21 protein-coding genes and 1 pseudogene are annotated in these 22,252 nt (G+C 53.7%); 17 read left to right on the plus strand and 5 right to left on the minus strand.

Annotated elements, in window-relative coordinates:
• Position 1: 1 nt before the first annotated feature.
• The 11 genes and pseudogenes from GJT30_05825 to GJT30_05875 all read left to right on the plus strand — a co-directional run bounded on the left by GJT30_05825 (position 2) and on the right by GJT30_05875 (position 9,844).
• Positions 2-1,729: a VWA domain-containing protein gene (locus GJT30_05825; protein ID MSM39122.1), complete on the plus strand. Its 1,728-nt coding sequence runs from the start codon at positions 2-4 to the stop codon at positions 1,727-1,729.
• Positions 1,730-1,813: 84 nt separating this feature from the next.
• Positions 1,814-2,464 carry a hypothetical protein gene (locus GJT30_05830; protein MSM39123.1) on the plus strand — a complete coding sequence of 217 codons (651 nt, stop codon included), beginning with the start codon at positions 1,814-1,816 and terminating at the stop codon, positions 2,462-2,464.
• Positions 2,461-3,005, plus strand: a pseudogene (locus GJT30_05835) (hypothetical protein). The gene GJT30_05830 and the pseudogene GJT30_05835 overlap by 4 nt, the downstream one beginning before the upstream one ends.
• Entirely contained in the window at positions 3,002-3,226 is a 225-nt protein-coding gene (locus tag GJT30_05840; GenBank protein MSM39124.1) for a hypothetical protein, read from the plus strand. Before GJT30_05835 ends, GJT30_05840 begins: the two are co-directional and overlap by 4 nt.
• A gap of 93 nt (positions 3,227-3,319) precedes the next feature.
• On the plus strand, positions 3,320-6,673 hold the full coding sequence (locus tag GJT30_05845; GenBank protein MSM39125.1) for a type III restriction endonuclease subunit R: 3,354 nt from the start codon (positions 3,320-3,322) through the stop codon (positions 6,671-6,673).
• A 77-nt stretch (positions 6,674-6,750) separates the two neighbouring features.
• Positions 6,751-7,164, plus strand: a complete 414-nt coding sequence (locus GJT30_05850) for a hypothetical protein (protein ID MSM39126.1) — start codon at positions 6,751-6,753, stop codon at positions 7,162-7,164.
• An 83-nt stretch (positions 7,165-7,247) separates the two neighbouring features.
• On the plus strand, positions 7,248-7,946 hold the full coding sequence (locus GJT30_05855; protein MSM39127.1) for a hypothetical protein: 699 nt from the start codon (positions 7,248-7,250) through the stop codon (positions 7,944-7,946).
• A 2-nt stretch (positions 7,947-7,948) separates the two neighbouring features.
• Positions 7,949-8,470, plus strand: a complete 522-nt coding sequence (locus tag GJT30_05860) for a hypothetical protein (GenBank protein MSM39128.1) — start codon at positions 7,949-7,951, stop codon at positions 8,468-8,470.
• A 13-nt stretch (positions 8,471-8,483) separates the two neighbouring features.
• Complete coding sequence (locus tag GJT30_05865) at positions 8,484-8,999, plus strand: molecular chaperone (GenBank protein ID MSM39129.1); 516 nt, start codon at positions 8,484-8,486, stop codon at positions 8,997-8,999.
• 76 nt (positions 9,000-9,075) lie between these two features.
• The gene (gene radC, locus GJT30_05870; GenBank protein ID MSM39130.1) at positions 9,076-9,567 is read left to right on the plus strand and encodes a DNA repair protein RadC; all 492 of its coding nucleotides are present in this window, start codon (positions 9,076-9,078) and stop codon (positions 9,565-9,567) included.
• Positions 9,568-9,706: 139 nt separating this feature from the next.
• Entirely contained in the window at positions 9,707-9,844 is a 138-nt protein-coding gene (locus GJT30_05875; GenBank protein MSM39131.1) for a hypothetical protein, read from the plus strand.
• A gap of 94 nt (positions 9,845-9,938) precedes the next feature.
• Here the strand turns inward: GJT30_05875 and GJT30_05880 are convergent, their stop codons facing one another.
• From GJT30_05880 to GJT30_05900, 5 genes are all read right to left on the minus strand, one after another.
• The gene (locus tag GJT30_05880; GenBank protein MSM39132.1) at positions 9,939-12,488 is read right to left on the minus strand and encodes a hypothetical protein; all 2,550 of its coding nucleotides are present in this window, start codon (positions 12,486-12,488) and stop codon (positions 9,939-9,941) included.
• Positions 12,485-14,089, minus strand: coding sequence for a hypothetical protein (locus tag GJT30_05885; GenBank protein MSM39133.1), 1,605 nt, complete (start codon positions 14,087-14,089; stop codon positions 12,485-12,487). Before GJT30_05885 ends, GJT30_05880 begins: the two co-directional genes overlap by 4 nt.
• Positions 14,090-14,122: 33 nt before the next feature.
• Positions 14,123-15,373 (minus strand): type II toxin-antitoxin system HipA family toxin, encoded by a 1,251-nt coding sequence (locus GJT30_05890; protein ID MSM39134.1) that lies wholly within the window; start codon positions 15,371-15,373, stop codon positions 14,123-14,125.
• On the minus strand, positions 15,370-15,606 hold the full coding sequence (locus tag GJT30_05895; GenBank protein ID MSM39135.1) for a helix-turn-helix domain-containing protein: 237 nt from the start codon (positions 15,604-15,606) through the stop codon (positions 15,370-15,372). The genes GJT30_05890 and GJT30_05895 overlap by 4 nt, the downstream gene beginning before the upstream one ends.
• A gap of 126 nt (positions 15,607-15,732) precedes the next feature.
• Positions 15,733-15,906 carry a hypothetical protein gene (locus tag GJT30_05900; protein ID MSM39136.1) on the minus strand — a complete coding sequence of 58 codons (174 nt, stop codon included), beginning with the start codon at positions 15,904-15,906 and terminating at the stop codon, positions 15,733-15,735.
• Positions 15,907-16,034: 128 nt separating this feature from the next.
• Here GJT30_05900 and GJT30_05905 point away from each other — a divergent pair, with 128 nt between their 5' ends.
• From GJT30_05905 to GJT30_05930, 6 genes are read left to right on the plus strand one after another with little or no spacing between them, the layout of a single operon-like run.
• Positions 16,035-16,616, plus strand: coding sequence for a restriction endonuclease subunit S (locus tag GJT30_05905; GenBank protein ID MSM39137.1), 582 nt, complete (start codon positions 16,035-16,037; stop codon positions 16,614-16,616).
• Positions 16,613-18,163, plus strand: a complete 1,551-nt coding sequence (locus tag GJT30_05910; protein ID MSM39138.1) for a type I restriction-modification system subunit M — start codon at positions 16,613-16,615, stop codon at positions 18,161-18,163. The genes GJT30_05905 and GJT30_05910 overlap by 4 nt, the downstream gene beginning before the upstream one ends.
• A 28-nt stretch (positions 18,164-18,191) precedes the next feature.
• Positions 18,192-19,463, plus strand: coding sequence for a restriction endonuclease subunit S (locus GJT30_05915; GenBank protein ID MSM39139.1), 1,272 nt, complete (start codon positions 18,192-18,194; stop codon positions 19,461-19,463).
• Positions 19,456-20,397 (plus strand): patatin, encoded by a 942-nt coding sequence (locus GJT30_05920; protein MSM39140.1) that lies wholly within the window; start codon positions 19,456-19,458, stop codon positions 20,395-20,397. The genes GJT30_05915 and GJT30_05920 overlap by 8 nt, the downstream gene beginning before the upstream one ends.
• Position 20,398: 1 nt before the next feature.
• Positions 20,399-21,592, plus strand: coding sequence for a nucleotidyltransferase (locus GJT30_05925; GenBank protein MSM39141.1), 1,194 nt, complete (start codon positions 20,399-20,401; stop codon positions 21,590-21,592).
• Between the two features lie 36 nt (positions 21,593-21,628).
• On the plus strand, positions 21,629-22,252 hold the full coding sequence (locus tag GJT30_05930) for a hypothetical protein (protein MSM39142.1): 624 nt from the start codon (positions 21,629-21,631) through the stop codon (positions 22,250-22,252).

A 22,252-nucleotide genomic window follows, 5' to 3' on the forward strand; every position in this document is an offset into this window, starting at 1 on the left:
CATGAAAACACGACCTCTTGCACTGATCGCCAAGGTCCTTGGCCGGAAATACGATGTCACCGTAACCATTGCCGGACAGGTTGCCTGCACAAGCGGGAAGGAAATCACTATCCCGGTTGTGTCAGGCCCTCATGCCGAAGCGCTTGCCCATGGCTATATCGATCATGAGGCGGCGCATGTCCGGTACACCGATTTTTCCGTTCGTCTCACCAACGATTTCGCGGGGGATCTGCTCAACATCTTGGAGGATGTGAGAATTGAACTGGCCATCGGCCTGGAATATCCCGGCTGTATCGCCAATCTCCGCGAACTGACCCGTCTTCTGGTTGAACAGGAAGGTGTGTTCAGACCAGACCCGTCCCATCCATCCCAAAGCATCCTCGCCTGGATCATGGGCGTGATCTACATGGCAGTACTTGGTCATGATTCGTTGCGGCAAACCAGGGACAGCGCCGAACCTTTGGTCCGGCAGGCTCTGGGGAGAAACTTCGACCAGGCTTTGTTGTTACTGGATCGGGCCGGGGCACTTACGTCGACCCGTGAAGCAGCGGTGCTCCGGGATGAACTGATGAAGCTCATCCGCGACTCCGCGCATCAACAACCGAAAAACGGACAATCCGGGCCTTCCCAGAGTCAATCCGGCAGTCACGGAGAGCAAAACGACGGGACAGGCAGCGATCATTCCCGGCAACAGAATGGAACTGGCAGTAACAGTGGTCAACAGGCGCAGAACGGGGATAAACAGCAATTCTCCTCGCAATCTGCCGGGTCCGGACAGGATAGATCATCCGGGCACTCGTCTCGGGGGCAATCCGGGGCATCTGATTCACTATCCCAGGAAACTGTCCGCCAGGCATTAGCGGAAGCTTTGTCAGGCAAGAGTGTCGGCTCCTACGGGAACGTGGGTGAGAAATTATCCGAACTGCTCTGCCAGAATGCCACCGAAAGTTCATTCAACGGAACAGCCGCAGCAGCACCACGGCTGCCAACAGCCCACCCACTGAACCAAACAGGCGGATACGATGATCTTTCCGCGCTTCGTGTCCACACAGCAGCTCTGCGGGCCAGGCTTCAAGGGCTCGTCCAGGCATCGAAACAGAAACGATCCACCCCGGTCAGCGTCGGGCATCGACTGGATTCCCGCGTACTGACCCGTCTTCGTATCTGCGACACTCGGGTCTTTACCAGGAAAGAGGAAAAACGGGCAGTCAACACGGCTGTCTGCATGCTTTTGGACAGTTCCGGAAGCATGGGTAACACCACCGTCCTCAACAAGATGGGCATCGCATCCCGCGCCTGTTTCGTGGCGGCGGAGGCGCTCTTTTCCATTCCCGGTGTCCGCACGGCGATTGCCACCTTCAAGGGGCACGAAAACCAGGTATTCCCCATGGTTGGATTCGGAGAAAAGCCTGATCACAGTAGATTCAACATTACCGGTTCCGGCGGCACCAGACTCGGCCATGCCCTTTGGTGGGCGTGGGGCGAGCTCTGTCTGCGCCGGGAAACACGCAAGATCTGTATCGCCTTCTCCGATGGCGACACCGGCGATGGTCCTGTCACTCAAGCCGCTATCAAGCGGATGAGGGAATCGGGAATCGAGGTGATCGGGATAGGTATTCAGGACAACAGCATCAAGCAGTATCTGCCTGACAACCATCGGATCATCAAGAACCTTGACCAGTTCACTCCAGCACTGCTGGAACTGCTGCGGGAAAAACTGGTCGCCTAAAACTTACAACTGCCAACCCGCCGGGGATGCGGATATTCCCCGTCGGGGGATATCCGCCTTCTCCACAAGACAAGGAGGACATTTATGGCAAAACCAAGATCACGTAAGGAGATGATTGCGTTTCTCGCAACCCACCAGCGCTACGACACCATGTCGAGTTGGAACAGGGGTACGTCATTCTCCCGCAACATCAAACTCCACCGCATCCAATTCCCTGACAACGCTACCCGCAACCGCGCCTGGGATCTGCTGGACGTAGAAGATGCGTTCGTGGAATTCGACGACACAATCGCTGAATTCAACGCCCGCAACGACTACTGCTACCAGATTCACCGTAACGGTCGCAGCGGGGGCTATCTCGTGCTGTACCGCGGCGGCAGGAAGGACACCGGCTACAAGTCGTACTGTCCCGCCTGCGGCCAGAGAAACTACCGGATAGCCGAGGAGGGTAAAGACCTGTGCGGCGTCTGCAAACTCCCGCGCCGCAACTACACCCACCCCGTCATGACGGCATTCACCTCCGGTGAGTCGGTTGGTGAGCCATCCGGCGACTACGATGACTGGGATACCTCAAGCCTCAAGGAGCTGGTTGATATCGTCTGGGACTTCGACAGAACTGTCGATGCCGCAATCAGGACGTTCATCAATTTCACTCTGCACAACGAGGCTACCGAGGAAACCATCATGGTCCCTCGCACGGTCAAGGCAAGCCGGCCGCTCGGGGGTGTGTCATGAAAATCACCATTTCAAATGACAAGGCGTCTGCAACGGTCATCTGCCGGGATCTGTTCCTGGACGATACCCAACCCGGTGCCCGCACCATCTTCTATCTCACCGCCTACGGCCCCACCCAGGAAATCCGGGCCTTCGCCCAGATCCTGGCCATGAAGGGGGTTCTTGAGTGCCACGGCAAAGAAGACAGATCTATCAACATCTGGAGCAACCACCCCCTGCGGGTCATCCCTAAGATGGGAGAAAGTCGGGCATCTACATTACCCCGTCCGCCGACTCACCCTATCTCATTGGTGCCTCAAAGGCTGTGTGCTACCAGGTCTTTGCCAGGATTCTCGACCAGCGCGAGTTCGTTCATCGCGATTGGTACGAGACGCTGTTCAACGAGGTCTCCCGGGAGATCGAACCGGTCACCGGCAACAAGCGGTGCTGGAAATTCCGGGCTCACGACCTGAAATCCGAGATCATCAACCGGCTCAGGTACGGCGGACTCAAAATGCCGCAGACAACAGCACATTTCACCATCGAGAAGGAGCAACCATGAGCACACTCGCCAACAGGACCGATAAGAAGTTCCTGATCGCCGCTCTCCGGGGCATCCGAGAGCTGGATCGGGCCAATATCGGCGGCATCACCAAGGAGGACGACGCCGATATGAAGGCCGCCAGGAATCATCTGCTGGCGGTCATCCAGTCCAACGGTTACCAGATCAACTATGACACGTACCGTTTGACCAGGGAGACTTCACCGGCAGCAGTCATTTAATCTATCCCGCTTCGGGGTAGGCGGCATTGACCACCTTCCCCTCGGGACGAGTGTATCTCAATCCGCCTGCCCCACCTTATCAAGGAGACAGGCATGGAACTTACCGCAAGCATCAACAGCGCATTTTCCCGCACCCGGGGAAACGAACTGAACAAGGGGTACTACCCGACCTTCCCGTCCGACGTCCAGACCGTCCTCAAGACCCTGGAGCCGTCGTTCGGCTGGAAGAGCCGACGGAGCAACCCTCTTAAAACCATTTCCGTCCTTGACCCCTGTGCGGGTGAAGGCGATTTCCTCACCACGGTGACCAAATGGCTCAAGCGGCGCAATGCCGCAGCCGACGGCTCACCTCACGAAATCCTCTCGTATGCCGTTGAACTGGATGCCGGCAGATTCGCCAGGATTCACGGAACAACCCAGAAGCTCAACGCGTCGTTCTTCGACGTGGAGATCGCCGGGAAGTTTAACTTGATCCTGCTGAACCCCCCCTACAATCGGGCCGCCGGCAACGAACTGGCAACCTGGGTCGAAAAGACGGCTCCGCTGCTCGCCTATGAAGGGGTGATGGTTCTCATCATCCCGGAATACGAGCTGAAGGGAAAACTCCTGGAGATAGTCCACGGAACGTTTTCCTTCCGGTACGCCTTCCTGAGCGAAGAACATGGCCGTTTCAAGCAGCTGGTGGTGTTTCTCGCCAAGGACCAGGACAACAGCGGCGAGTATTACCGCCAATACGCCCGCTTCCAGAGCTGGCCCCCGGCCAATCTGGAGGACGGAGCGGTGCGCACGAAATTCACTGCAAATGAACGCCAGACGCTCTCCCTCAGAGGGAGCAACGGGAGCAACCGCCCGCTCATGACCGCCCGCGACCTGTCGGAGTTCTATCGGGAGTGCGAGGAGCGGCTCGACAAGGCGGCAGGGATGGTGCTGGACCGGCAGTATCCGTCGTCCTACGACACCAGCATCCAGCCCGTTTCGACCCTGCGTACGGCCCACGCCGTGCAGCTGGCAGCCATGAACAGCCAGATCGAATCCGTTACTATCAACGGCGACTTCTTCCTGGCCAAATTCATGGTCATCACCAGAACCGAGACCTTCAAGGACCCGGAGAGCAACAGCGAAACGACCGTCTGTAAACCGACGGTCGAAGCGTTTCTCATGGACCGGCACGGCAATGTCCAACCGGCCCGGGAACACGGGTTCGACTATTACGAACTGAACAGCAACCTTTCCTCGGTACTGCTGCAGAAGCTCTCGCGGCTCTACCGGCCCCTCCATGAAATCGGTCAGGACGAAGCATTTCTGGCTGACGAACTGCAGGGGATCGGCCTGCTCCCCCCGCAACGGGAAGCGGTAAAAGCCGTCATCAAGGCGTACCGTACCGGTCGCCGGGGGATCGGCATTCGTGCCAACACCGGCACCGGGAAGACCTGGATGGCGAAAGCGGTGAAGTACCTGACCAAGGCAAAACGGACGGTCATGGTATCGGAGCCGCAGTTAATCCCCCAGTTGGCACGGGAGTACGCCAACGAGGGGTTTGCCGTACATGTCATCGATTCCTGGGACGCCATGAAGGAGTTGGCCGCCACCAGGCCGTATGGACTCTACCTCATCGCCTACACGCGGCTCCGGATGCACCCGAAATACCGGCTCTGCCTCAAAAGCCGCAAATCCATCGTCAAGAAGAACGGGCAAAGCTCCGTGGAGTATGCGGAAGTCTGCACATCCTGCCGTTCGCCTCTGACCGAGAAGATCCGCAAGGGTGACAAACCCAAATGCTGGTTCTGTGGCGAACCGCTCTTCACCTATATTCCTGAAAACGACCGACCCGCCATGAGTTACCGACGCTGGATCAGCGAGATCGAAGCAAACGGCACCGCCTCGGAAGCCCGGACGCACAACAAGCAGTTACCGTACATCCGGCTCCTGAAGCGGATACCGTTCGACCTCGCTATCTTCGACGAGGCCCACAACGCGGCCAACCTGATGAGCAATCAGGGGACCGCATTCATCCGACTCGCCGCCACCGCCGCTAAGGTTCTCGCCCTCACCGCCACCGTTACCAACGGTATGGCGAAATCAGTCTACAACATCCTGTGGGGGCTGAATCCGCAGCAGATGCGCAACTCCGGTTGGGAGATGAAGTCTGCTACTGATTTCCAGACAAAGTACGGAGCATTCAAAGAGGTCAGGAAAACTGACGAGAAGAACCGACACCGGGAATCGGAGCGTGTCACCACCTACGATACCGCCGGAATCTCGCCGGCAGCCCTGATCTACACGCTCCCCAACTTCGTCAATGTGGACAGTGACGACTTCGATGATCTGCCTCCAGTAGAACGGGAGGTCATCAAGTGTCCGTCACACGCTCTGGTGGAAACCTGTCACCGGAGCATCGAAAACATCATCGACAATGCAGAACTGCCACCGGAGGGTCTCCTGGCAGCCGCAGCCGTCCGTAATGCCGCATTTCTCCGTGTCAGTGACACGTTCAGACATTACGACGACGAGCTGAAGTTGCGGGATGCTCCGCTCGGCACGCTGCACCGGCTGTCGCTTCCCGACGGGGAGCTGCTGCTGGAAAAAGAAGAAAAACTGATCACTATCGCCCAGGGGGTGATTGACCGGGGAGAGCGTCTGCTGGTCTATACCGGCAACACGCAGAAGATCGATATGCGCCCCGTCCTGAAACGAATCCTTCGGGATAACGTCCAGGGCGCCAGCATTGAGATCCTGCCTGACTCGGTTGCTCCTGAAAAACTGGTCGGATGGTTCGAGCAGGTAACGGCCCAGGTCGTTGTCGTCTCGTTCCACCGCGTCGCCACGGGTCTCAACCTATCCCAGTTCAACAACCTCGTCTGGTACGACTATACATCCAATACCAGGCTGGCCGAACAGGGGGACGGCAGAATCCGCCGTGTCAATACCGCTGACATCCACCGGGCTCAGTTCGGGGAAGTCCGTCCCGTCCGCTATTGGTATCTCACCTCTTCGGAAGTTCAGGCGCTGCAGCTTGCCTACACCCTGGAGAAGAGGATGGTCGCCAAGCTGGCGGAGGGGGAAACCCCAGACATCGACCCGGCGGAATGCAGCAGTAGCCAGTCCTTTTCATCCCTAATGACAAAAGCGCTCAAGGAGGGGAACTTCAACTACTCCGACCCGTCGGCACTGTTGAAGAAGATGACCCAGCACGAGAACGCCCGCGTCAGGGGGGACATCAAGGCCGCACCGTTACTCAGAAACAACGTCATCCAGTTGCCGGTCACCAGACCGGAACCCGTTCCAGTTCCATCATCCATTGCCGTCATCCACTGTGAAGGAGGCAAGGAGGTCACCCGGGAACTGCCGTTCGGCACGTACCAGACCTTACTGGACACGGGAGCTCTGGAATTCACCCTGTTCGGCGTCTATCTGCGCCAACCCGCTCCCCTGCGGAAGCGGGCCTGACCATCACCCACAACCCTCGCGGGGATCGACTCCCCGTAAAGAGGGGCCGGTCTCAGCAACCAACAAGGAGACCGACCATGACTGAAGCAAACACCGTAAAGCGCCTCATCATCCCCATGCACGACAACAGCGAGTTCTTTTCCGACAACGCTGACTTTGCCGTCATCGATCTTGACGCCGCGCTCATCGAGCGGATCAAGAAACTGGCGGTAGTCGTGAGACAGATGAAGGCCTACAAGATCAGTGAATTCAACCATACCTGCGATTTCAGGACTGCCGACTGGGATGCCGAGCCGGACAACGGCAAGGTAGCCATGAAGGAGTTCGAGGGGCGGATGGAGTGTTCCACTCTGAACGTCACCGACAGTGATTTCTTCTGGTCGGGCTACTACAAACACACCGATGTCCGGTGGGAAACCGACACGGTGCTGATCAAGTCGCTCGACGAACATGACATCCTGGATGAGCGGGAAGAGTGTGTAACTTCCTGATCATCATTCACCAACCCCACCGGGGAGACACGTCTCCCTCCGGGGGAACTGTCTCCCCGCCTATCAAGTAAAGGAGACAGACCATGGCAGACTACTATTCACAGGCAGTATTCCAACCTTCAGTCCCCAAACACCTCATCACCGACGAGGACCGGCGCTTCATCGAAGCGTTCAGCATCACCTTCGAAGCCGACGGCGAGGACAAGTTCTACCTCTACGCGGATGAGTGGTGCTGCAACGGCTACCTCGATCCGGAGGAGCCCGGAGGGGAGGAAATCGAACTCACCGAGGATGATCTTCTCAACCGGTTCCAGGAAATCATCCGCCGTTCCAACGGCGAACTCCCCTGGATCTCCAAGGAGAGCGCCTACACCTGCTCGAAGATGCGCCCTGATGGCTACGGCGGCGGTGCGATATTCATTACCGCCGACGATATCCAGTACTGCTTCACCGGACAATGGCTGGAACAGCGGATCAGTGCAGCGGAAACCGGCGATATCGGCCCGGGAACGGATGACCCGCCCCCGGCCAAATCGATTGTCGGTGTAGTCCTAGAAGGTGGTCTGGTGCAGAGCATTGTCAGCAATGTACCGGAGCAGATCCCGGATATAGACGTGATAATTCTCGACTACGATGTCGAGGGGTTCGAGGAGGAATGCCTTCTCAAGGTTCCCCAGAGCAGCGGCGAAGTCGCCCATGCTGTTGGACACATCGAGAAGATTGCCGAGTCCGGAATTGATCTAAGAATGGTTCTCGACCAGATGAACAAGAGGGGGTGGTGATCATGAGCCCTCTCGACCGACAGACTGACGAACCGACCAAAGAGGAACGTGCCGGCAGGATCGACACGGTCATGCAGGCCTACTGCCTGACCCTCGAAAGCCGGGATTTCGATGGCGACGAAGACGACGTGAAGGATCTGCTCACCGACCTGATGCACTTCTGTGAGCGGATGGAGATCGATTTCGAGGAGAATCTCCGCGTCGCCCGCAACAACTATAACCATGAACGGCTCGCGGAACAAGGCGATACCAGCCAGCTCGGCTGCCCAGTGTGCGGCTGCTTTCTGGAAGTCACCCGTACCGACACCCTGTTGGGGATCGACCGTGAGCTGTACGACTGCCAGGAATGCGACGAGACCTTCATCCGGGAGCTGAATGCCACGGACAGCCCGCTCCAGCGAGCTGTCAAATGCGTCGGCTGCGGCAGCATGATTCCGCAGTCCTCAGCACGCATTCTGTACCAGCGTTACGACTACACCCACTTCATCGGCGAGTGCTGCTGGGACGAACGGCTACGTGACTGAAAGGAGGCTTGCCATGACCCTAAACGCAACGTTGCAGGCGGCACGGGATATGGGAGTGCCGGAGCGTTACGCGGTAATGCGCCGGCTGGCCTTCCTGCAGCCGCAGATCAAACATCTGGAACGGGAGATCTGGGGAGCGCGACGGCGGATGGATCGCAGTCGCGACCCGCTGATCAAGGCCCTGTCCGAATCCTTCATCAGAGACCAGGAAAAGGAGCTGCGCCCCCTGAAAAGGGAGGCGAATGCGCTCCTGAACCATGTCAACGGCAAGGAGACGGTGCAGGTGCCAGGTGGAATCACCCCGGAGATGATCGACCAGGCCCGGCAGTATCCCATCACCAGCATCATAGAATTCGCCAAGGGGCGGTATCGCTGCTGTCCGTTTCACGAGGACCGCAATCCGTCCATGGCCCTGTACGAAAACCATGTCCACTGTTTCGTCTGTAACCGGACCTGGGATTCGATCAGTGCCACGATGGCGCTGGATGGCGTGACCTTCCGGGAAGCCGTACTGGCTCTCCAGAACTGAACATAATCTATCTCAAACCCTATGGGGGCGATGACTGCCCCCAGGGGGAAGTCCGCCCCCGCTATCGGAGGAGGACATGAATCTCAATCTCTTCGGTGATCCGGTACCGCCGGTCACCAAACGAATTATGGTGCGCTCTATCGAGGCCCGCTACAGAAATGAAGTCGTGCGTGACGATGCCCCGGAATGGGTGTCGATGCGTTTCACGAAACCAGAGCAGGTCTATGAGATGTTCCGGGATCTCCGGTGTGAGACGAAGGAGCATTTCGTGGTGTTGCATCTCGACGGCAAGAACCGGATCGTCTGTTTCGACCGGGTATCCATCGGTTCGCTCAACCAGGCCATCGTTCATCCTCGGGAAGTGTTCAAGACGGCATGTCTGTCCAATGCAGCGGCCATCCTGCTTGTGCACAACCATCCGACCGGTGATCCGAACCCCAGCAGCGAAGATATCGCTATCACCAAGCGTCTCAAGGAGAGCGGCGACATCCTCGGCATCAGGGTACTTGATCACATCATCGTCGGTGATGACGAGTTCCTGAGTTTTGTCGAACAGGGACTTTTATAAATAACGGGGGAGCGGCGCTCCATGCGCCCTCCCCCGACTCTTCCCCCCGGCTCAAGAGGGTTCCCTAGAGCCACCGTCCCGGCGGTGGTTGTAGGGAGCCCTTTTGGGCCACCAACAAAACTACAAGGGGGATAGAGTCATGTCAGTCAGAGCACGTATCAACGGTAGGGAATTCACGCTGAGCTGGGAGGAATTTGAGAAGGCGCTGCACCGCAACAACATTGTCGGTGGCGAATTCGAGGTTCTTGCCATATATGCCGGCGGGAGTCCCTGCTAACATCTTCAGGCCGGATACCCATCCGGCCTGGATAGAGGCGGCCCAAGTGGTCGCCTTTTTTTATTTAAGAAACTCTATGAGGAAATTTAACAAGCTAGGTCAACAATTGAAGAAATTCACCCACCTGAGACACATTGCCAGACAGTTGGGTCACATTGACAAAGAAACCGTGTGCTACCACTTTTTTCTGCTCACCTCGCAGATGAAGATAAGCTTCAATCTTTTTCTCTGACTCTGGGCATTTTACGATACCCCAGCCTGCAGTCGGTTGCCACAACACATCGCCGACTCGATGCTGAACCGATTTTTGCATTTCCAGGTACTCTTTGTAATGTGAAGCCAAATCCATCTCTAAACGGTCAACTGCGGCAACCAGACCTGGGGCTTCACGCGAGATTATCTCCCGTGCACTCTCCACTTGAACCCTTGAAAGTAGAGAACCGAGCTTGCCCAATGTTGCTTCACTCCTAAGCAGTTCGTACTTGGTCAACCGCGTCAGGCTGACAGCACGGACGAAACGATCAAAGCTGGTTTCCCACTTTACATGGGCAAGGGCTGATATCAATGCCACCCACAAGGTTCCGTCACCAACCACAGTACGAAACACATCAAGCTGGCCATTGTGTTCATACCGCTTTGCCACCGCGTCAAGTAGACCGAAACAGCCAACAGCAGACTTTTGAACAAACATCAACTCATCCACGACCCTGGTGACGATAGCGCGGGCCTCCTCGTGAGAGAGCCACCCTCCCTTTTCTCCAAACAGGGCAACCGCAAGCGGGAAAGCCGCTGACTGAACTAGCCTCGTTGCGGTACACTCGGCAACGAACCGTTCATCAGTGAGTTTTACCAAAAAACTATCGAGTTGCTCTTTTAAGCGACGGCGATACTTTTCCGGTGGCGGTGGCACAGGCTCATGCTCACGGGGCGGTTGTCGAGGTGCTTTCGGTGAATTTTCGGGTGCCTCACCACCAAGGGGATCACCACCGGGGTCAGGTGAAACAATGCCCGGCTGTAGTGCCGGTTCGTTTTCGCCAAACAGTGCCCGCATTATGCCAAAAAGAGAAAAGTGTCCCCCTCCTGAAGAGGAATGCACAGCATTTGGAGCCTTGATCTCAATCTCATCAAGGCTTTTGAGAAGATCCTCCGGCTTGATCGGCTCAGCTGGAGCAGCAGTATCATCGCCATGATCCCTGCCGGCCATTTTCGGACGCGGATCATGAAACGTTGAACTCTCCATGAATAAGGCTGAGGCAATATTGGCAAGATCCGATACCACGCGATCATATTCCGACGGGGTACGGGATTTCCAAAGCCCGTTGAATGTGTTCGTGATTCTGGCTGCCTGGGCAGCCGTCGTAATAGCGTCCACATCATCAACCCAATGCGGGGGCGTGGTAATAAGGTCACTTCCTATCGCAACCTCAAGGGTTGCCAGGGAAGTTGTGTCTGGCCATGTGAACAGTTCGTCAAATCGTCCGAACCAAACTCCGGTTGCACTGATCTCAAGTGGAAGTTTCTGACCGTCATCTCTCAACAGCGTGACTGAGCCATTAGCGGGGATAGCTTTATTCAGCAGCACTTCCACAAGTGACTGATTCCTTCGTAGCGTTATCAGCGTGGCAAAATACGGATGTTCCTGTTCCTTTGGCTCTTCATCTTCCTGGGCAGCCTTGGCCGGAACAGTGACTCGCTCCTCCGGGAATCTGGCTAAAACGTCCTCAAAATCACCTGTCTCAGCGGAATCGTATACCCTGATAATCTCCACATTGCCGCCGATTCTCGGTGGCATAAGCCAGGCAGCGGCAGAACAATTCGCTGAGCCCATTATTGCCGCTGGCCCGTCAGGCCCATCAAACCAGAAGAATTTCGCGTGGAGCATCTGATGCCCCTTGAACGGAGCAACGGTTATTTCGACAGGTAGATTTGAGGTAAGATTCGCATCAAAAGAGCAATTGTCAGGCGTGACCGCTATCGTACATTCCTGAATGCCGAACTGCCGATGGCACCATTCCACAAATGCTCCCCTGTCGTCTGTAGACCCAGTAAATGCCATGAGCTTAGTGAAGCGCCTACCTTGCCACCGCTGCTGAAGCAGGTCGGATAACGACTGGTCAGGTCTTGTCAGGAATATGTTGTGAGAAGGCGCCGATGTCTCTGCTGACAACCAGGGATAGTCGCGCAGCCTTGCCAATGAGTCTAGTACGGCCTCGCTTGAAACATACCGGGTGATCGAGTCCAGGAGATAGTTCACCAGTGCTGCTGATTCGGGGTTCTCTGCCTTCAATTCCAAGGCAACGGAGAGCTCATTATTCGCTCCCCAACCACCAAATGTAAGGTTACCTGAACCAGTCAGGAGAATAGCTCCTGCCGGGCCAATCCTGAGTAACAGTTTCGGGTGAAAGGCCCCTTTCGTATCCGCTGCAGCGGTGAGATACTTTTTGCCAAGGTAGATCAACTGGCCGGCACAGCGTTCAACCACAGCCTGCAACTCGTTTCTATCACCAATCACCGTGATATCAGTAGTGCCACCAGCCCAGAGATCACGAAGCACAATTCGTTCAAAAAACAGCGGGTCGAATGAATACGTCAACGCTACAGCACGAGGATACCCTTGTTCACGACAATAGACACGCGGGTTCATGCTTCACCTCCAACTGTGGCAAGAGCATGATACCCACGCTGAAGGGCATCCATCCCTTTGTCGGTGATTCCTGATTTACCAACGAGCCCCAGTTGTCTCAACCAGCCGATTGCAACGCGGATTCTTGAATCAGTCCTGCCACCGAAAAAGACCTTTCGGAACATCCACATGTTGCCGTCAGTCAGTAGTACGGAGACATCACGGTCCATTTCGGTGAACATTCGTGACCAGGCTATTCTCAGGTGCTGATCAACAGACCTCTTTATGAGCCAACCAACCACATCCTGCAACAAAGGGTCGGAATCATCCCATTTCTGGAGTTCCGGCAGAACAACATGCTTCAGGCCGATCCTTGCCCCACCGTTCCTGGACAGCAATTCAAGGTGGGGATACTTTTCGTAGTCCTGATCCTCTGCACGCTTGCGGCAGAGGTACCAAGCAACTGGCAGGAGTCCTACGCAATTCTCTTTACGCGCAACGGTAGCAGTCACTATCTGGTTTTCATCAATAATGGAGTCCCAGCGCAACAGGCCTCTGATTGAAGCCTCACCGGAAATATGACTATCAACCCGACTGACGAATTCACTCCAGACAAGTTCTCCAGCGCTCTCTCCAGCAGCCATCAAGCCAATTTTTTGCAGGCCAATGTCCAGCATCTCCGCTACAAGAGTTCCGACCACATCGTGTTCATGGCTGGCAGCATCTCTACTGTTCAGTTCAGAGCAAACCAGTTCAAGTGCAGCCTCATGCAGTACGGCCAGAGAGTCTCTTATTCTATAAAGGAGAAACCCGTCCAAAATTACCGAAAGTGGGTCGGGCAGATCCGAGATGGCTTTCAATGAAGCAATAAAGACATCTTCCTCCGTTGGCAGCCTCTTAATGCGCTGAGCAAGTTCCAAGAGCAGCGTGTAAAACGAAATCCTGCTGCTTTCTTTTGCGATGGCCTTTTCGTGTGGCTTAATCGGAACGAGGGCGTTGAGGAGAAGAGACAATTCCCCTTCCTGAATATTGTCAATCTGGATTGCGTTGCCAAGTTCATCAAGGACACTCCTTGATATCTCAGTAACGTTCGGGTTTGCTTTGATGAGCCGGTAGAATTCCGTGCCTTGAATCAGCGATTCGAAAAAACTCGCCAAGGGCTCTCCTCTTTCTTTGGACAGACCAGGGACACCCGATTCCCTTGGGAAACTGATAAGGAGATCATCAGATGGGCCTGTATATGCCGAAAATCCCGATTGGCCGAGAAGTTTCTGTAGAGGAACCGGGTCAACTGACTCATTGAGAATTTTCAAAGCCAGAGTTGCCCCGGGAATATAGAGAGCCTTATTGTCCACAGACAGGATTGCCAAAGATATCGCGGTTTCAACGCGAGCGACAAAATCATCTAAAGCTGCAGACGAATCAGGCAAGCCGCTTTCGCTGTACGCTTTGATCATCCAGGCACGGATAGAGATAATTCGAATCCTTGGGGTGATTGTAGTGATGCCGTTAAACAGTGAACCGCTGATAGTTTGAACTGGCAGTCGCAAACCAAGCAGATCAAGGCCTTCAATTGGCTTCGCCTGGGTATCGACCCACTCGGGAAACAGTGTTTCAAGCATAATTGCTCCAGACAAGGAACTTTAGTGGATTCTTTACGCGAGTTTCCGAATGGTCTTCTCCGCCTGTCCCCCGATAAATTCCATCAAACGGTACAAGGCATCGCATTTGTAGGGAGCAAAACTCCCCTTGAAGAGTTGCAAACGGGAGTCCTCAATTCTCTTTGCCAGATCGGCAATGCGGCTAAGTACCAGCCGGGGCTTGATGCCGACTTCTTCGGCAAACTGTTCCCAATGTTTTTTCTGGAGTGAATCCGGATCACCGGCCCCACCGATTTTCATTGCCACCCCTGACGCCAGGCCGTAATGGGCATAGATCCTGGTCGAAATCAGATCGTAGAACGGAGCCAGTACCGGCCCTTCCGGCAGCAGCAAGAGGGAGATGTTCTTGCCATGGGCATCGGAATTACCGATCAGGTAGTTGAAGACCACCCAGTTCAGCAGCGACAGCACATCTTTACCCGACCTGGTGCTGGCATGGCGCACCAGTTTGAAACACGCCGCCAGCGATGGACCTCCTTCGGTTTCGTACTTGAACTCGGGCGGAATCCCGAGTGCCTGACAGAAATCCTCCTGATGCAGCCTCCTGATCCCCTCTGCCGTTGCAAAGCGGTCATATCGCTTGACTACGAATACCCCTGGGGCGTCGCCGTACTGGTGGATGAATGATCGTGGGACATCGAGGCCGACCGCTTGGGCAAGAGCCATGCAGAATGCTTCGTTTTCAACGGTGCAGTCCAGGTCTTCGATGGGCGGCTTGATGATGTAATTGCTGGGAGCGTCGCCAAGCCCAAGACTAAAATGCTCCTCGTCGTAATAGATGGGAAGCTTCTTCTGAGCACCGGCCAGGGACAGTCGGATACCTTTCTCCCCGGCCAGCAGAGGCCGTTTCGGGAGTTCTCCGATAATGACGTTCAGTTCATCAAGAGATAGCTGCCGGTAGTTTCCCGGTTCCCGTTGTGATTCGTCCGTTGCAGGATAGAGCGAAACCGCTCCGGCGCAATCCCCGCCGATCTTTTCCAGAAGACCATAATCATTGTTCAGGGAAACACCGAGGTTACGGGCAATAACGGCCCGCATCTTTTCTTCGGGAAGGAGATTTGCAAAAAAGGAGTGTGACTCATCGTCAAGATATGGTTCCCTACGTAGTGGCAGAGAAAGGGATAACGGGATGCGTGAAGAAGTGAGCCACCCCTCGTCGTACTGAAAACAGAAACGCTTCCTGTCGTCCAGCCACAGGCTGCCGACAATCATTCCATCAATCCTGACCTGAAGAGCTTTGTTCATGACGCACTCCCAAGTTCACTCCAGGTGCGGGTAGTCGCCTCTAGTTCAATACCGAGGCAGGCGAGCACCTGCAGAACCTTATTCAGGCGCACGGATTCCTTGCCGTTCTCCAGTGCCGACAGGAAGGCATAGCTTACCCCACAGACGGCAGCAGCCTCCTCAAGAGTCAGACCGTCAGCTTTTCGCTTCTGCTTGATGATGCTACCAAGGTCTTCCGCAGTGGAAATTTTCATATCGCCTCCAATATCTACGTTCGTATATGCATATCAGAATTGGGGGCAAATTGATAGCAATAAATACATGATCGTATATATTTAGGTGATCAGAGATTATTCAAGGAGAATTATATACGATCATATCTACAGGCGGGAGTATTTCGCTTTCTCCTCACGATCAATCAACCGTTGAGCCCATTCACGGGCACGCTGGTACCGCTCAAGCTGGCTTGCAGTCGGTAACTGGCCGCTGGTTATAGTGCTGGACGCTTCAAGCAGCTCCTGAAGGGCGGCCAGCAAGTCTTCGTTACTCATCATAGAAGCCTCTTTCTCGATTCGACGACAAATTTACAGTAATAACATTTTTACACTTTACACCTTGACAAATCACGCGACCATGATTATATTATGTTGTAACGTCATTACTACGCTTTTGGATAGTAGCCATGAAAACCGAATTAAAAAACATAGCATCCGTACTGATGGGATATTCGTTCCGCACCCGTCTCGACGTTAAGGACTCAGGGGCAGTTGCGGTGATCCAGATGAAAGATCTGACTGATGACAACCGAGTTGATTGCAGCAATCTGGCACGCGTGGACTCCGACCCTCCAAAAGAGCATCATTTGGTGAGGTCTGGAGACCTTGTCTTCCGCTCACGGGGATTGACAGCCACTTCCGCGATACTGAGAGACGATCCAGGCATGGCGGTTGTATCCGCCCCTCTCCTGCGCATCAGAGCGAACGAGAAGATAATCCTTCCCGAGTATCTTAACTGGTTCATCAGCCAGGCATCGGCACAATCATTCCTGGCCAGTCGAGTAATCGGTACCGCTCAAAAGATGATTTCCAAGGAAGCGCTTGAAAGTCTTGAGGTACTTGTCCCCTCTCTTGAGCAACAACACACGATCATGGAGATAGCAGCTTTGGCAGACAGAGAACAAGCAATATTAAGCAACCTCGCGGATAAGCGCAAACTTTACCTATCGAAAATATTATTACGTCTGGCTCAAGGAGAATTACGATGAAAATCGACCAGAAAGACATCAACAACGCCGCATGGGCAGCCTGTGACACCTTCCGAGGTGTCGTCGATCCAGCACAGTATAAGGACTATATTCTTGTCATGCTGTTCGTGAAATATATTTCCGATGTCTGGAAGGATCACTACGAGGTTTACCGCAAGCAATACGGTGATGACGATATTCGAATCCGTCGCAAGCTGGAACGGGAACGTTTTGTCCTCCCCTTTGCTGAGTTGAAGAATCATGAAACCGGCGAAGTGGAAGATCGTTTCCTGGCAGACTTCTATAGTCTGTACGAACGCCGTGGAGCTGCCAATATCGGCGAGCTTATCAATATTGTGCTGGACGCTATCGAAGAAGCCAACAAGGCAAAGTTGGAAGGGGTTTTCCGCAATATCGACTTCAACAGCGAGGCGAATCTCGGCAAGACCAAGGACAGAAACCGCCGACTGAAGACGTTGCTGGAGGATTTCAACAAATCCCAACTGGACATGAGTCCATCACGTGTCTCCGAGGATGTTATCGGCAACACATACATTTACCTCATCGAACGGTTTGCAACTGATGCCGGCAAAAAGGCCGGTGAATTCTACACCCCGCACAAGGTATCGGAGCTTGTGGCTAAGCTGGCAAAACCCAAACCTGGTAACCGCATTTGTGACCCCACCTGCGGATCAGCAGGGTTGCTTATCGAGGCTGCCCGCGAAGTCGGCGACAAAAACTTTGCCCTCTTCGGTATGGAATCGAATGGCAGCACCTGGGCGCTGGCACGGATGAACATGTTTCTGCACGGCGCCGACAGTGCCCGCATTGAATGGTGCGACACCTTGGTCAGTCCGGCGCTGGTGGAAAATGACCGACTGATGAAATTCGACAGGGTGGTCGCCAATCCGCCCTTTTCTCTGGACAAGTGGGGTGCCGAAGAAGCGGAAAGCGACCGCTACAACCGTTTCTGGCGTGGCGTACCGCCCAAGAGCAAGGGTGACTGGGCCTTTATCAGCCACATGATTGAAGCGGCACTGGAAAAAGAGGGACGCATTTCCGTTGTCGTTCCTCATGGTGTGCTATTCCGCGGCGCCGCCGAAGGTCGAATTCGGGAAAAGGTCATCGAAGAAAACCTGCTCGATGCTGTTATCGGCCTGCCGGGCAACCTTTTCCCGACTACCTCGATTCCGGTCGCCATCCTTGTCTTTGACCGTAGCCGTGAAAAAGGTGGAGCCAACCAGGATCGCAAGGACGTGATTTTTATTGATGCCAGCCGTGATTATCTGCCGGGGAAAAATCAGAATGCCCTCTCCGACGAGCACATTCAAAAAATCGTTGAGACGGTCGATACCCGACTGGACATCGATAAATATGCGCACGTCGCTACGTTAGAGGAGATTCGGGAGAACGACTTCAACCTCAACATTCCCCGTTACGTGGATACATTCGAGGAAGAAGCGGAAATTGACATTGATGCCGTTCAGGTGGAAATCGAGCAGTTGGAAAAGGAACTTGTCGAAGTGCGGGCTCGGATGGCCGTAATGCTGAAGGAGATTGAGCGATGAATATTTCGGCAATCCAGGAGGATATGCTATGAGCACGCTCCACTCGTTGACTTCGAATGATATTCCTGCAACCTGGCGATTGTTGCCCGTAGGCAAAATATTGCTCGATTCCCAATACGGCACCAATGAGCCAGCCGTTGAAAATGGCAACACCAGAGTTGTTGGGATGAAAGATATACAGGATGGAAGAGTTCTTACTGACGACTTGTCCTGCTCAAACCTATCTAAAGACGAATGCAGCAGTTATCTTCTTTCAAGAGGAGATTTATTGCTTAACCGTACTAACAGCTACGATCTTGTGGGGAAAGTGGGCATTTTTGACTCTGATGAGGAGGTCGCCTTTGCATCATACTTGGTGCGCCTCAAGGTTGACAGAACAAAGGTAAATCCACGTTTTTTGAATTACTGGCTGAATGGAAATATCGCTCAAACATTAATCAAGAAGATTGCAACCAAAGCCGTTAGTCAAGCAAATGTTAACCCCACTGAATTCAAGAAGCATTGCCTTGTTCCCGTGCCACCACTAGCAGAACAATCCGCAATTATCAGAGTACTTTCTACTTGGGACAAGGCAATCGAAAATTGTGAGCGTCTTATTTTAGCCAAAGAAGCGAGGTATACGTGGCTCTCTGGAAAACTCTTATTCGGCGAACACAAAGACGAGTCATCTCTAAAAACCAGATGGTATGTAGTACCCAACCACTGGAAGATCGTCAAGATCGGTAATGTCGCGAAGGAGGTCAAAGTCACTAATGGTGCTGGTGATGAACTTCCCGTCCTTTCTTGTACAAAATATGATGGACTCGTTGATTCGCTGTCATATTTTGGCAAACAAGTATTCAGCCTGGACACATCTGCCTACAAGGTGGTCTCCAGGGGCGAGTTCGCTTACGCGACCAATCATATCGAGGAAGGTTCCATCGGTTATCAAGATTTTTACGAAAAAGGCTTGGTTAGCCCCATGTACACGGTTTTTAAAACCAGCACGGCCATCGATGACGGATATCTCTTCAAGGTACTGAAAACGGAGACCTACCGGCACATATTCCAAGTCAATACCAGTGCATCAGTAGACCGTAGAGGCAGTCTGCGCTGGAATGAGTTTGCCAAACTGCCGATTCCACTCCCTCCAATCGAGGAACAGAAAAAAATATCTGCAACTCTCGATGTTACCAGGCAGGAAATTCTCTTGCTGAAACAGCAGGCTGATGCACTACGGCGGCAAAAGCGCGGCTTGATGCAAAAACTGATGACCGGAGTGTGGACGGTAAAACCCATGAAGGAACTTGGCAATGGCTAACAAGACATTCAGAATCCTCTCCATAGATGGCGGTGGGATACGTGGCGTATTCCCTGCCCACATGCTCTATTGCGTGAAACATCGACTCGGCATCAATATCGAAGAACACTTCGACATGATCGCCGGCACGAGCACTGGTTCAATTGTTGCCGCCGCAGTGGCATGCAAAATTGACCCAGCCAAGGTTGTCGCTATGTATAAGGAGCACGGGCCAAAGATATTTTCCAGAAAGAAATCATGGCTACCTCAGAAATTCGCCAAGTATCAGCCAGCTCTTGAAAACCTGTATGAGAACGAAGCGCTGAAAACAGCCCTTGTAGAAACATTTGGGGAGGTAAGGCTTGGCGAGATTCCGATTCCGTTGCTAATGCCGGCCACCGACATCGGAAACGGAGGAGTCCATGTCTTCAAGTCGGCCTACCAGAAAGACTACGACAGAGACGGTAAGGTTTTGCTGCACCAGGCGGTATTGGCTTCCTGTTCTGCACCGACATACTTCAACCCTACCAAGGTCGACGAATACCTACTTGCTGACGGCGGACTCTGGGCCAACAACCCCTCGCTTGCCGCAGTGATCGACGCCAAGCGTCGTCTCAATGTCGAATTGTCCGAAATACGCATTCTGTCGTTGGGTACCGGCCATGCGAAAACCTGCTATGGAGTAAATGCCGACCATAACTGGGGGCTCTTGAACGGCTGGAAGGGTAAAGAATTCATCAGCTTCATGATGTCTCTCCAGGCCCAGACTACCCACAACTATCTGCAGTTGATGCTACAGGAGGATCAAATACTCCGGCTCGACTTCGATTCGGATTGTCCCCTCCCTCTTGATGACTGCTCGGCCATCGACGACTTGATCTCCAATGCCGACCGCATGTTTACCCATAACAGCCCGAAACTGAAAAAATTTCTATCTGCCGCTCAAGGAGAATGACATGACAACAAAAGAACAGAAAAAATTGATTCTCGAAAACATGACTTCACTGCTGGAACTGCCTGAATCAGCCTATCAGATGGCAAAAGACCGATATGAAGACATCGGTGATTGGCTCGGACGCGATGAATCGGCATGTAAGGACAATGACCCGCATATTTTCCCGCAGGGGTCTTTTCGGCTCGGAACAGCGATTCGACCGCTCGTTGAGAATGAAGCATACGACCTGGATCTTGCCTGTAAGCTTCGCGAGGGGATTTCAAAAGGTACCCATACGCAGGAGTCCCTCAAGGCATTGATCGGCATTGAGATCGAGTCATATCGAGTTGCCCGGGGTATCAAGGCCCCAAAAGAGGAAAAACATCGCTGTTGGCGATTGGAATACCAGGATGACCTCAGCTTTCACATGGACATAGTTCCTTGTATCCCGGCCGACGATTCCCGCCAGCACCTCATATTTGAGTCGTTGCGAAAGTCTGGCGCAGATGACTATTTTGCCGGCACCGCCTCAAAAACAACGGTCTCGATTACAGATGATCGTCACCCCGAATACCGGCAAATCAGTGAAAACTGGCACATCAGCAACCCAGAAGGCTATGCCGAATGGTTTGTGTCGCGGATGGATACATCGGTGCGAAGCATTCTGGAGAAGGCGCAAGTTGATGAAATGCCCCTTTATAAGCGCAAAACTGCCCTTCAGCGTTCAATACAGCTCCTGAAACGTCATCGTGACATCATGTTCAAGGACGATTCAGATGTAAAACCGATATCGATCATCATTACAACCCTGGCTGCCCGGGCATATCAGGGAGAAACTGACCTTGAATCTGCCATGAGTTCGATCCTGGCAAGAATGGGCGATTTTGTTAACCCTACCAGCCCTCGGGTGCCGAATCCCGTCGACCCTGCTGAGGACTTTGCAGACAGGTGGTCCCGCCCAGAGTGCAAGGAATTAAATCTGGAGCAAAACTTTTGGGGTTGGCTGAGACAGGCAAGAAGCGATTTTGAACTTCTGTGGGAATCGGATGACGCTTCTTTTATAACCGAGCAGGCCGGGCAGAAGTTCTCATTGAAAATGGACACCGCAGAATTGAGAAAAAGCCTTGGATTGGGGGTGGCCTCTTCAATTGCAATCATCACCCCCAAGGAGCATACGATTTCTCAACCTGCCAAACCGTGGCGCAAGGGTAAGTAATTGCACATAACAGACTCATATGGAGTATCGGAGTTTTTGAAGGACTATCGCGGAATGTCAATTGGACCTTCGCGTGGTGCAGCCTTGGTCCTTAAGGGTATTTTTGCATTTTCTGCAACGCATAAATCTGGAGGGAAAATCACCGACAGCTATCAGTTGGAAATCACCGTTCCCGCAGAATTCCCCAAGTTGCTGCCCACGGCCAGGGAAACCGGCGGGAAAATTCCACGCGATGGAAAGCATCATGTGAACGATGACAAATCGCTTTGCCTGGGGTCCCCGCTCAGATTGCGGCTTAAGGTTTCCGGCAAACCGACCCTTTCTGGTTTTGCAGAGAGCTGCCTTGTCCCTTATCTTTATGCTGTTTCATACAAGCTGCAAAATGGCGTGGAGTTTCCATTCGGTGAACTTTCCCACGGCGAAGCCGGCATCATAGAAGACTATATGGAGATGTTCGGCCTAAAATCGAAATCCGAGGTGCACTACGCGCTAGAACTGCTGGGAACCAGAAGGCGAGTTGCAAACAAGCAGCCTTGCCCATGTAATTGCGGACAACGACTCGGAAGATGTCGTCTCCATCGAACGCTTAACGGTTATCGAAAGCTGGAAAGCAGATCGTGGTTTAATACCCATCGAAAGAGGCTTGGCGCAGGCATGTAG

This window comes from Geobacter sp., from assembly GCA_009684525.1.
Classification (GTDB): Bacteria; Desulfobacterota; Desulfuromonadia; order Geobacterales; family DSM-12255; genus Geoanaerobacter.

Excerpts from the sequence above, each read along its gene's own strand:
- GJT30_05825 (MSM39122.1), top strand. The coding sequence starts at position 2 with ATGAAAACACGACCTCTTGCACTGATCGCCAAGGTCCTTGGCCGGAAA.
- GJT30_05830 (MSM39123.1), top strand. The coding sequence starts at position 1,814 with ATGGCAAAACCAAGATCACGTAAGGAGATGATTGCGTTTCTCGCAACC.
- GJT30_05840 (MSM39124.1), top strand. The coding sequence starts at position 3,002 with ATGAGCACACTCGCCAACAGGACCGATAAGAAGTTCCTGATCGCCGCT.
- GJT30_05845 (MSM39125.1), top strand. The coding sequence starts at position 3,320 with ATGGAACTTACCGCAAGCATCAACAGCGCATTTTCCCGCACCCGGGGA.
- GJT30_05850 (MSM39126.1), top strand. The coding sequence starts at position 6,751 with ATGACTGAAGCAAACACCGTAAAGCGCCTCATCATCCCCATGCACGAC.
- GJT30_05855 (MSM39127.1), top strand. The coding sequence starts at position 7,248 with ATGGCAGACTACTATTCACAGGCAGTATTCCAACCTTCAGTCCCCAAA.
- GJT30_05860 (MSM39128.1), top strand. The coding sequence starts at position 7,949 with ATGAGCCCTCTCGACCGACAGACTGACGAACCGACCAAAGAGGAACGT.
- GJT30_05865 (MSM39129.1), top strand. The coding sequence starts at position 8,484 with ATGACCCTAAACGCAACGTTGCAGGCGGCACGGGATATGGGAGTGCCG.
- radC (MSM39130.1), top strand. The coding sequence starts at position 9,076 with ATGAATCTCAATCTCTTCGGTGATCCGGTACCGCCGGTCACCAAACGA.
- GJT30_05875 (MSM39131.1), top strand. The coding sequence starts at position 9,707 with ATGTCAGTCAGAGCACGTATCAACGGTAGGGAATTCACGCTGAGCTGG.
- GJT30_05880 (MSM39132.1), bottom strand. The coding sequence starts at position 12,488 with ATGAACCCGCGTGTCTATTGTCGTGAACAAGGGTATCCTCGTGCTGTA.
- GJT30_05885 (MSM39133.1), bottom strand. The coding sequence starts at position 14,089 with ATGCTTGAAACACTGTTTCCCGAGTGGGTCGATACCCAGGCGAAGCCA.
- GJT30_05890 (MSM39134.1), bottom strand. The coding sequence starts at position 15,373 with ATGAACAAAGCTCTTCAGGTCAGGATTGATGGAATGATTGTCGGCAGC.
- GJT30_05895 (MSM39135.1), bottom strand. The coding sequence starts at position 15,606 with ATGAAAATTTCCACTGCGGAAGACCTTGGTAGCATCATCAAGCAGAAG.
- GJT30_05900 (MSM39136.1), bottom strand. The coding sequence starts at position 15,906 with ATGATGAGTAACGAAGACTTGCTGGCCGCCCTTCAGGAGCTGCTTGAA.
- GJT30_05905 (MSM39137.1), top strand. The coding sequence starts at position 16,035 with ATGAAAACCGAATTAAAAAACATAGCATCCGTACTGATGGGATATTCG.
- GJT30_05910 (MSM39138.1), top strand. The coding sequence starts at position 16,613 with ATGAAAATCGACCAGAAAGACATCAACAACGCCGCATGGGCAGCCTGT.
- GJT30_05915 (MSM39139.1), top strand. The coding sequence starts at position 18,192 with ATGAGCACGCTCCACTCGTTGACTTCGAATGATATTCCTGCAACCTGG.
- GJT30_05920 (MSM39140.1), top strand. The coding sequence starts at position 19,456 with ATGGCTAACAAGACATTCAGAATCCTCTCCATAGATGGCGGTGGGATA.
- GJT30_05925 (MSM39141.1), top strand. The coding sequence starts at position 20,399 with ATGACAACAAAAGAACAGAAAAAATTGATTCTCGAAAACATGACTTCA.